At 72.8% G+C, this 10,408-nt stretch carries 6 protein-coding genes and 1 tRNA gene; 4 read left to right on the top strand and 3 right to left on the bottom strand.

From position 1 onward, the window contains the following. The 4 genes from GWI24_RS32640 to gntA form a co-directional block, all read left to right on the top strand. Positions 1-192: alpha/beta fold hydrolase (locus tag GWI24_RS32640; RefSeq protein WP_210949671.1), on the top strand; the 192-nt coding region annotated here is incomplete at its 5' end. A 183-nt stretch (positions 193-375) separates the two neighbouring features. Further along, a tRNA-Cys gene (locus GWI24_RS32635) sits at positions 376-450 on the top strand. Between the two features lie 316 nt (positions 451-766). Further along, a complete protein-coding gene (locus GWI24_RS32630; RefSeq protein WP_210949670.1) occupies positions 767-4,780 on the top strand; it encodes a non-ribosomal peptide synthetase in 4,014 nt (1,337 codons plus the stop codon). Between the two features lie 213 nt (positions 4,781-4,993). Further along, positions 4,994-5,686: a guanitoxin biosynthesis heme-dependent pre-guanitoxin N-hydroxylase GntA gene (gene gntA, locus GWI24_RS32625; protein ID WP_210949669.1), complete on the top strand. Its 693-nt coding sequence runs from the start codon at positions 4,994-4,996 to the stop codon at positions 5,684-5,686. 79 nt (positions 5,687-5,765) lie between these two features. Here gntA and GWI24_RS32620 read toward each other — a convergent pair whose 3' ends face one another. The 3 genes from GWI24_RS32620 to GWI24_RS32610 all read right to left on the bottom strand — a co-directional run. Continuing rightward, positions 5,766-6,569: a polysaccharide deacetylase family protein gene (locus GWI24_RS32620; RefSeq protein ID WP_210949668.1), complete on the bottom strand. Its 804-nt coding sequence runs from the start codon at positions 6,567-6,569 to the stop codon at positions 5,766-5,768. 158 nt (positions 6,570-6,727) lie between these two features. Beyond that, entirely contained in the window at positions 6,728-9,049 is a 2,322-nt protein-coding gene (locus GWI24_RS32615; RefSeq protein ID WP_210949667.1) for a xanthine dehydrogenase family protein molybdopterin-binding subunit, read from the bottom strand. Continuing rightward, positions 9,046-10,408: 2Fe-2S iron-sulfur cluster-binding protein (locus GWI24_RS32610; RefSeq protein WP_210949666.1), on the bottom strand; the 1,363-nt coding region annotated here is incomplete at its 5' end. The genes GWI24_RS32615 and GWI24_RS32610, both read right to left, overlap by 4 nt.

Genomic DNA, 10,408 nt, shown 5'->3' with positions numbered 1-10,408 from the left:
TCCCCGGTGCTGGCGATCACCGGCGACCGGGACGCGGTGACCGGGATGCGGGCCGGGGAGCTGGTGGCCGAGTCCTTCCCGGACGGCCAGGCGCGGCCGCTGCCCGGGGTGGGCCACTATCCGTGGGTCGACGAGCCGGACCTCTTCCGCCAGGTGGTCGAGGACTTCCTGGCGCAGCGCCCCACACAGTGAAGGCGGGCCGTGTGCCCACGCGGTGAACCCGCGCCGCGAAGGGGGCCGGGCGCCCGCCGGGGGCGCGTCCGGCGGGCCATGAACGGCGGCCGTGAACGCAGTGTGTCAGTCGTATGGCAGCCCCCGCCGCTCCGTTGTGCCCGCCCCACCCCGGTCCTATCGTCGAGAACACAGCACGACATCGGCCGTGTGCCCGAGTGGTTGAGGGGCTCGACTGCAAATCGAGTTACGTGGGTTCGATTCCCGCCACGGCCTCCACACCCCGGCGCGGGCGCCTCACTCGGCGCCCGCGCATTGGGTTGCCGCTCGGTGAACTCCCGACATCCTCTGGACACCTGCGCCCGCAGGGCGCATGCTCATGCACGCGCTCATGCCGTTCCGGCATCCGGATACTCCAGGTAAACACCTAGGGCCCGGCGATTTTCACAGTCTCGCCACCGAACGGTCTCCTGACCCCCGCACTGAGTGCAATTCCGTCTCATAGGGTCGCATGTGGTGCCTGCGACCGCGCGGAAAACTACTCCCGGTCGGCGGGCACTTTTTCGACCGTGGTCCCATTCTCAGTGGGGGAAATGTGCAGCCCGCCGTACCGGCCGCCCGTCAGCCGCTCTCGACCGGCCAGAGTGAAATCTGGTTCATAGAGCAGCTGGAGCCGCCGGAGAGCACCACCTTCCGGGTCGGTGAGTACCTGGAGATACAAGGACCGATAGACACCGAGCTATTCGAGCGGGCCCTGCGCAGGGCCGTGGCGGAGGCCGAGCCCTACAACATCCGGGTCGGCGAGGACGACGGGGAGCCCTGGCAGGCCCTTGACCCGGTGACCGACTGGGAGCTCCCGAAGCTGGACCTCACCGCCGAGGACGACCCCTGGGCCGCGGCCGAGCGGTGGATGAAGAACGACCTGGCCACGGGGGCGCTCAAGCTGGGCGACCACCCGGCGTTCTCGTTCGCCCTGATCAAGGTGGAGGCCGAGCGCTTCCTCTGGTACCAGGGCACCCACCACATCGTCTCGGACGCCGGTTCGGCCGCCCTGCTGGGCCGGCGGACCGCCGAGGTGTACACCGCGCTCGTCGAGGGGACCGACCCGGCCGAGGGGGAAACGGTCTTCGGCTCCCTGCGGGCGATGCTCGACCAGGACGCGGAATACCGGGCCTCACCGGATTTCGCCAAAGACCGCGCGTACTGGCTGGAACACTTCGGTGATTCCCCGCGCCCGGCACGGCTTTCCACCCACCCCACCAGGGAACTTTCCACCGTCCTCCGCCAGACCGCCTACCTGACCGAGGCGGAAGCGGTCGAGCTGCGGGCCGCCGCGCGTAAATACGCCACCCACTGGTCCGCTATGATCATCACGGCGACCGCACTGTATCTGCACCGATTGACCGGTAAATCGGACATCATTCTGACGCTGCCCGTATCCGGCCGTACCGATGCCACTTCCCGCGCCATTCCCGGGATGTTCGCCAATGTGGTGCCGCTGCGCATCCAGGTGCGCGCCGATATGCGAATACGGGACCTGGTCCGGCAGATCTCACGGGAAGTCAGGCAGGCCCTTCGGCATCAGCGCTACCGCCGTATCGACCTGGCCCGGGATCTGCGACTCCCGGACGGCGGAAACGGATTGCTCGGCCCGCACGTCAACATCATGACGTACGACTACGACTTCCACTTCGCCGGTCACCGGGTGAAGGCGCACAACCTCTCCAACGGCACCGTCGAGGACCTCTCGATCATGGGGTACGACCGGTCCGACGGCACCGGTATCCGGATCGACCTCAACGCCAACTCCAACCTCTACACCGAGGACGCCCTCATCGCCCACCGGGAGCGCTATCTCGGCCTGCTGCGCACCCTCTCCGACACCTCCGACACGCAAGCCACCGTCGGCTCACTGGAGCTGCTGTCGGCCGAGGAGCGCCGGCGGGTCCTGGGCGCGCCGGGCGACACGGCGCACCCCACCTCCGGCGCCACCCTCCCGGAGCTGCTGGCCGCCCAGGCCGCCCGGACCCCCGGCGCCCAGGCCCTGGTCTGCGATGACACCGTGCTCAGCTACGCGGAGCTGGACCGGGCGGCCAACCGGCTGGCCCGGGTGCTCATCGCGCGCGGCGCCGGACCCGAGCGCACCGTCGGCGTGGCCCTGCCCCGCTCCGCGGACCTGGTCATCGCGCTGATCGCGGTGCTGAAGACGGGGGCCGCGTATCTGCCCCTGGACCTGGACTACCCGGCCGAGCGGCTGGCGTACATGCTCGACGACGCGGGCCCCGCCCTCGTGGTCACCCGCGCCGACAGCGCCGCTGCGCTGCCCGCGCGCCACGGCGTGGGGCGGCTGCTGCTGGACGTCGTGGACCTCACGGGCACCGGCGACGCCGCGGGCGGCTCCGCCCCGGCGGTGGCGATCGACCCCGAGCACCCCGCGTACATCATCTACACCTCGGGCTCCACCGGCCGCCCCAAGGGCGTCCTGGTGCCCCACCGGGCCGTGGCCAACAGCATGGAGTGGATGCGGGGCGCGTACGGCCTCGCCCCCGGGGACCGGATGCTCCAGAAGACCCCGGCCGGGTTCGACGCCTCCGTCTGCGAGTTCTTCCTCCCGCTGCTCAGCGGCGCCACGCTGGTGGTGGCCAAGCCCGGCGGCCACAAGGACCCGGCGTACCTGGCGCGCACGGTGCGCGAGGAGGGCATCACCGCGCTCCAGTTCGTGCCGTCGATGCTCCAGGCGTTCCTCGCCGAGCCGGGCGCCGCCGAAGCGTGCGCGGGCGTCCTGCGGCGGGCCTCCAGCGGCGGTGAGGCGCTGCCGCGCGAGACCGCCGAGAGGTTCCACGAGCGGTTCCCCGGCGTACCGCTGAACAACCTCTACGGGCCCACCGAGGCCACCATCCAGATCGCCCACCACCCCTCCGCGCCCGGCGGCGAGGGCCCGGTGCCGATCGGCCGGCCGGTGTGGAACACCCGGATGTACGTCCTGGACACCGCCCTGAAGCCCTGCCCGGCCGGGGTCACCGGCGAGCTGTACGTGTCCGGGGCGCAGCTGGCCCGCGGCTACCTCAACCGGGCCGCCCTGACCGCCGAACGCTTCGTCGCCGACCCCTACGGCCCGCCCGGCACCCGGATGTACCGCACCGGCGACCTGGCCCGTCTGCGGCCGGACGGCGACGTCGAGTACGTGGGCCGCACCGACGGCCAGGTCCAGCTGCGCGGCTTCCGCGTCGAGCTGGGCGAGGTCGAGGCGGCGCTGCGGGCGCTCCCCCAGGTGGCCGAGGCCGCCGCGGCGGTCCGCGCCGACCGGCCCGGCGACCAGCGGCTGGTCGGCTATGTGACGGCCGCCGGGGACACCCCGCCGGACGTCGCCGCGGTTCGCGAGGCGCTGGGCGAGGTGCTGCCCGAGCACATGGTGCCGGGCGCGTTCGTGGTCCTCGACACCCTCCCCCTGGACGCCAACGGCAAGCTGAACCGCGGCGCGCTGCCCGCGCCCTCCTTCGAGTCCACCACGGGCGGGCGAGCGCCCCGCACCCCGCGCGAGGAGACGCTGTGCGCGCTCTTCGGCGAGGTCCTGGGCGTCGACGGCGTCACCGTCGACGACGACTTCTTCCTGCTCGGCGGCCATTCGCTGCTCGCCTCCAAGCTGGCCAGCCAGGCCCGCGCCGCACTGGCCACCGAGCTGTCGATGCGCGACCTCTTCGAGGCGCCGACCGTCGCCCGGCTGGTGGCCCGCCTGGACGCCGCGGGACCGGCCGAGGCGCACCACCAGCGGCAGCCGCTGGACATCCTGCTGCCACTGCGCGGCGAGGGGACGCGCCCACCGCTGTTCTGCGTCCACCCCGGCGGCGGTCTCGGCTGGTCGTACACCGGGCTGCTCCGCCATCTCGCCCCGGACCAGCCGCTGTACGCCCTCCAGGCGCGCGGTCTCACCGAACCGGACGTCCTCCCCGCGAGCGTCGAGGAGATGGCCGCCGACTATCTGGACCAGATCCGGACCGTCCAGCCGACCGGTCCGTACCATCTGCTCGGCTGGTCCTTCGGCGGGCTGATCGCCCACGCCATGGCCACCCGGCTCCAGGCGCGGGGCGAGGAGGTCGCCACGCTGGCCGTGGTGGACGCCTACCCCGACAACGCCCAGGCCCTGCCCGAGGCGCCCGAGCTCAGCAAGCGCCAGTGGCTGGGGGTGCTGCTCGACGACATCGGCGGCGGCGACATCTTCGCCCCGGGCTGGCTGGAGGCACACCCCGACGGGGCGGACGGCACCGCCGACCTGGTGGCCGACCTCTGCCGGGAGACCGGGCTGCCCGCCCGGCTGCTGGAGGGCGAGACCAGCTTCCCGCTGCTCGACATCCTGCGCAACGACCAGGAGCTGATGCGGAAGTTCGCACCCGATCGGTTCCAGGGCGACATGCTGCTGTTCCGGGCCGTGGAGGAGATCCCCGGCTACCGGCGCGATCCGCTGCATGTGGCGGACGCCTGGCTCTCCTTCGTGGACGGCGCCCTGGTGGTGCACGGCGTCCCCGATCACCACTACCGGATGATGCGGGAGGAGTCCCTGGACCGGATCGGCCCGGTGGTGGCGGCGGCGCTGGACCGCGCCCGGAGCTGACGGGCCGGGGCTCAGGGGTCCGGGCCGGGGCCGCTCCCTCGGGGGCGGCCCGCGCACGGATTTCGCCGATCGGGCCCTCGCCGATCACAATTCAGCCAGGCGCCCCATCTCGTTCTCCTGCTCTCCTACGCAGGTGAGCAGGGTGGGCGCCTTCATGTGGAGAAGGAGATGAGCTCCCAGCGAGGAGGCACGTAGTTGGAAGGCAGGCTGGCCATGACAGTGGGCGCACGTGACGAGGTGGAGCGGTTCATTCTGGGGGACCGGTTCGCCTGCCTGGCGGGACGGTCCGCCTGGCGCAAGGGTGGCATCACCCATCGTCACTACGACCAGATGGGATCGGGCGATTCGGCCCGGCTGATGGCACTCGATCTCGCGGATTTCGTGGCCTCGGCCGACTGGAGCCACCGGTCGTTCACGAGCTTCATCGCGACCTTCGAGCAACCTCGTGGAGTGGATGAGCTGCGGTTCGAGGAGCTGCTGTGGGAACAGCTCCAGCTCATCCACGAACAGGACTCCCAGTCCTATCGCTGGGCCGAGGGCCGTTCGTCCGATCCGCAGGCCAGGGAGTTCACCTACAGCGTCGCCGGTCACCCCTTCTTCGTCATCGGCCTGCACGAGACCCACCGCCGCTGGGGCCGCCGTCCTCCCTTCCCGATGCTGGCCTTCAACTCGCATGAGCAGTTCGACCGCATCAAGGGCGCCAAGATGTGGGACCGGCTCGCGGAGAAGATCCGCAAGCAGGACATACAGCTCCAGGGCGACATAAACCCCAACCTGCTCGAGTACGAGGAGCTCTCCGAGGCCCGCCGCTACTCCGGCCGCCCCAAGCCCGCCGACTGGCAGTGCCCGTTCGCCGCCCGCGAGTACGAGCGCGAGCCCGCTCTGACCGGTCCGCCCCCGGTCTGACCGGAGAGTCCGTCACCGGCGGGCGGACGGCGCCCGCCGGTGACCAGGGTGCCGCCGGTGCGGGTCCATGCATGCGGCGTCAGCGCACCGGGAAACCGAAGCTGTATCCCTGCTGCTTCAGCCACGGCAGGACCTGGCGCAGTGCCTCGACCGTCTGGCCGCGGTCGCCGCCCGCGTCATGGAAGAGCACGGTGGGGCCGCCGGAGATCTCGTTCTTGACGGTGTTGACCACAGCCGCGACCCCCGGCTGCTTGAAGTCCTTGGAGTCCACGTTCCAGCCCAGCGGCCGCATGCCCTGCGAGGCGGCGATCTGACGGCTGTACGGGGTGAACGCACCGCCCGGGGCACGGTAGTAGAGCGGCTTGACGCCCCCTGACGCCTTGGTGATCATTCGCTGGGCGTCGAGGATCTCCTGGGACTGGTAGGCGGATGACTTGGTGTCCATCGTCGTGTCGTGCGACATGGAGTGGTCGCACAGCCGGTGCCCGTCCGCGACCACATCCTTGACCAGGTCCGGATGGGCCTGGGCCTGCGGACCGACCATGCAGAAGGTGGCCTTGACGCCGTTGGCCTTGAGCACCTGGAGGACCTGCGGGGTCCAGGTCGGATCCGGACCGTCGTCGATCGTGATGTTGACGCCCTTGGCGCCCTTGTCGGAGGCGTGGGCTATGTCCATGTTGACCACGGGATCGGGCAGTTCGGGGTCCGGCTTGGAGGTCTGGCCCACGATCGGCGTCGGCTTCCGCGTCGGTGACGCGCCCGGCTCCGCCTCGGCGGTTCCGGCCTGGGCGGTCCACACGGCGGCCAGGGCGGTCACCCCCACCACACCGAACGCCGCCACCAGTACTCGGCCGTTCGTCCCCAGGACCCGGTGCCGTGCCATGTCCGCCTCGCTCCCCATGTCTCCTGTGTCGCTTTCGCAAACATGAGGATGGAGTCGGGGCGGGGAGGGATCCCTCTGTTACAGGTCTCGCACAATCCCGCGCCGCGGACGGCGAGGCGCGGGCGGCGGACCCGCCCGCGGCCTCTTCCGCGGGTGTCCTAGTGCCGGTTGACGACCGCCGCCTGGGGGCGGATCGGGAGGCGGTTGACCGGACGGCCGGTGGCCGCGCGGACCGCCGCCGCCACCGCCGCCGGGGTGGTGACCACCGGCACCGCGCTGGCCGCCTTGGCACCGAAGGGGGCCACCACGTCCCGCTCCTCGACCAGCTTGACGATGCGGACGTCGGGGATGTCCAGGGCGGTCGGCAGGGCGTAGCCGGTCAGGTTCGGATGCCGGACCACACCGCGTGAGGTGCGCAGGTTCTCGGTGAGGGCCGCGCCGATGCCCTGGGCGACGCCCGCCTCGATACGGGTCCTCAGCTGACGCGGGTTGAGGACCCGGCCCACGTCCTGGGCCACCGTCATGTCGACGACCCGTACCGCGCCGATCTCGATGTCGACGTCCACCACGGCGCGCACCGCGCAGTAGGCGAGCCCGACGAAGGCGTCACCCTGGCCGGTCTCGTCCAGCGGCTCGGTGGGGTGCGGACGGCACTGCGCGGTGGCCCACAGCTCCTTGCCCTCCAGTGCCTCCTCGACGGTCGTGCTGAGCACCCCGTCATACGAGGTGATCTTGCCGTCGGCGATGCTGAGCAGCTCGGTGGACATACCGAACGTGTGCGCCAGGGGCTGCAGCAGCTGGGTGCGGACCATCTTCGCGGCGCGCTCGACCGCACCGCCCGAGACCCAGGTGTGGCGGCCGCGCGAGGCGGGTCCGGCCGGGGGCTGGTCGGTGTCGATGGGCGCCACATGGACCTCCTCGATACCGAGAACGTCCTGGACGATCTGGCGGGCCAGGGTGGTGAAGCCCTGGCCGGTCTCGACGGCCGCGCAGATGACGGTGGCCACCGGCCCGGTGACCTTGACGGTGGCGGTGGAGACCTCGTCTCTCCCCTCGGCGCCGAGCATGTGGACCATGCCCAGGGCGTAGCCCACCCCGCGCCGCACCGCGGCCGGTTCGCCCGCGCCCTCCAGGCCGCCCGGCAGCAGCCACTCCTCCTCGGGGTCGTCCTTGGGGAGAGTGGGCAGCGGTGCGTCCCTTACGGCCTGCAGCAGTTCGGCGACCGGGGCCGGGCAGGTGACGGTCTGTCCGGTGGGCAGCAGATCGCCGGTGGCCATCACATTGCGCATCCGGATCTCGACGGGGTCGAGGCCCAGCTTGGCCGCCAGCTTGTCCATCTGGCCCTCGTACGCGGCGCACACCTGCATCGCACCCTCGCCGCGCACATGGCCGGAGGGCGGGTTGTTGGTGCGCACCGCCCAGCCCTCGATGAAGGCGTGCGGAACGACATAGGGGCCGCAGGCGAAGGAGACGGCGGCGGCCAGCGTGTCCGCCGAGGAGTCGGCGTAGGCGCCCGCGTCCAGCAGGATCTGCGCCTCGACCTTGACCAGCTTGCCCTGGGAGTCCGCGTGGTGGCGGTAGCGCAGCAGGGTGGGGTGGCGGTGGGCGTGGCCGAGGAAGGACTCCTCACGGGTCGCGGCCAGCTTCACCGGATGGCCGGTGCGCAGCGCCAGCAGTCCGAGCGGCAGCTGCATCCCCGGGTCCTCGCGCTCGCCCATGGCGCCGGGGACGCCGGTGACGACGACCTTCACCCGCTCCGGCTCAAGACCGAAGCAGGCGGCGGCCAGGTCGCGGTCGGCGTGCGGATCGGTGGAGGCGGTGTAGATCTCCACCCCGCCGTCGGGGCGCGGCACGGCCAGGCCCGCCTCGGCGCCGATGGGCGCCGGGTCCTGGCGGCCGATGCGGTACAGCCCCTCGACGATGACCTCGCCGACCACGTCCGGGTCGCCGAAGGACAGCGGGATGTGGCGGACCAGATTGCCGTCGGGGTGCAGCGGCTCGGCGGAGAACGCCTGCTCGGGGTCGGTGACCGGCTCCAGCACCTCGTACTCGACGGCGATGGCGGCGGCGGCCAGCCGGGCCGTGTCGGGGTGGTCGGCGGCGACCGCGGCGATGGGCTCGCCGTGGTGGCGGACCAGGTCCTTGGCGAACACCGGACGGTCGGCGACCCGGCGGCCGTGGGAGGCGTCGCCGGGCACGTCGGTGTGGGTCACCACGGCCCGTACGCCGGGCATCTCGACGGCCTGCTTGGTGTCGATGGAGACGATGCGGGCGTGCGGGTGCGGGGCGCGCAGCACGGCCGCCCACAGCAGCCCCTCGGCCCACAGGTCGGCCGCGTACGGGAAGGTGCCCGAGGTCTTGGCGGCCGAGTCGGTGGGCGGCAGGGACACACCGAGGCCCATGGTGGACGGGGGCTGGACGGGCGTTCCGGCGGCGGGGGTGGCGGTGACGGCGCCCGTGCCGTCCGCGATTCCGGTCATGCCGATGCCCTTCCGCTGCCGCTTCCGTTGACGCTCCCGTTGCCCGTGATGCCGTGCGGTCCCGTCTGGTGCGGGATACGGGCCGGGTCCTGGTGGGCGTCGTGTCCCTCGTCCGCCTCCGTCTCCTCGGCGGCCTCACGGCCCGCGACGACCTCGCGGACGGCGTCGAGGACCCCGCGGTAGCCGGAGCAGCGGCAGAGGTTGCCGGAGATCGCCTGGCGGGTCTCCTGGTCGGTCGGGGCGTGGTTGCCCTCGAGGAGGTCGTGCACGGTCATCGCGAGCCCGGGCACGCAGAAGCCGCACTGCACGGCCCCGCACCGGGCGAGCGCGCGCTGGACGTCGGAGGGCTGTCCGCCGGTGGCGAGGCCCTCGACGGTGCGGACCTCGCTGCCCGCGGCGGTGGCGGCGGGCACCAGGCAGGAGGCGACGAGCCGCCCGTCGACCTGGACCGAGCAGGCCCCGCACTCGCCCTGGGAGCAGCCGTCCTTGGCCCCGGCGAGGCCGAGGCGCTCGCGCAGGACGTAGAGCAGCGACTCGCCGATCCAGACGTCGGTGACGGGGCGGTCGGCGCCGTTGACGTGCAGCACGTACGAGGCGAGCGGATGCTCGCTGTGGCTCGGGCTCTCGTCCGTGGCCTGGGCGACCTCGGCGAGGAGGGGCTCGGCGAGGGGCTCAACGGGGGTGTCAGCGGCCTCGGGAGCGTCCACGGGGGTCGCGGCCGGGGCGGGAGCTCCGGCGGCGTCAGACGCGTCCGTGAACTCGCCCTCGGCCGGGGCCGGTTCGGACTCGGTCGCGGAATCGGCGAACTCGGGCCCGGCGTCGTCCGGCACCGCCTCGGCGGGGGCCTCGGCGGCACTCGGCGCGACGTCGGCGGCGTCGGTGTGGCCCGCGCCGTCCTCGGGGCCGGGGTGCGGGGCGTGCCCATGGGCGCCCCCCGGGTCCCCCGCGAATGGGGCGCCCGCCGACCGGTCGTCCGTCAACCGGTCGTCCGCGAACGCGCCGTGCCAGGACGCCTCCTGGGGCAGCCCGGGCGCCGGACTGCCGTGCGGCGGGGTCTCCAGCCCGGTGTGCTGCCCGTCGACCGGGAACTCGCCGGAGTCCCCGGCGGCCGGATCGCCCGGCCGCCGGCGGGGGTAGTCGGCGGCGGGCCGCCGCTCACCGGGCGCGGGACTGCCGTGCGGGGGCGTGCCGTGCGGGGGCGTGCCGTGCGGCGGGGTGCCGTGCGGCGGGGTGTGCGGCCCCTGGTGCCCGTCGGTCGCGAACTCGCCCGAGTCCCCGGCGGAGGGGCCCGGCCACGCCGGGTCCGCGGCCGGGGCCGGTTCGTCGCGGTCGGGCATGCGCAGCCGGCGGCGGGCGGGC

The organism is Streptomyces sp. MK37H (assembly GCF_018035285.1).
GTDB classification, from domain to species: Bacteria; Actinomycetota; Actinomycetes; order Streptomycetales; family Streptomycetaceae; genus Streptomyces; species Streptomyces endocoffeicus.
The sequence above is the reverse complement of the archived record's forward strand: the minus strand, read 5'-3'. Positions and strand labels throughout refer to the sequence as shown.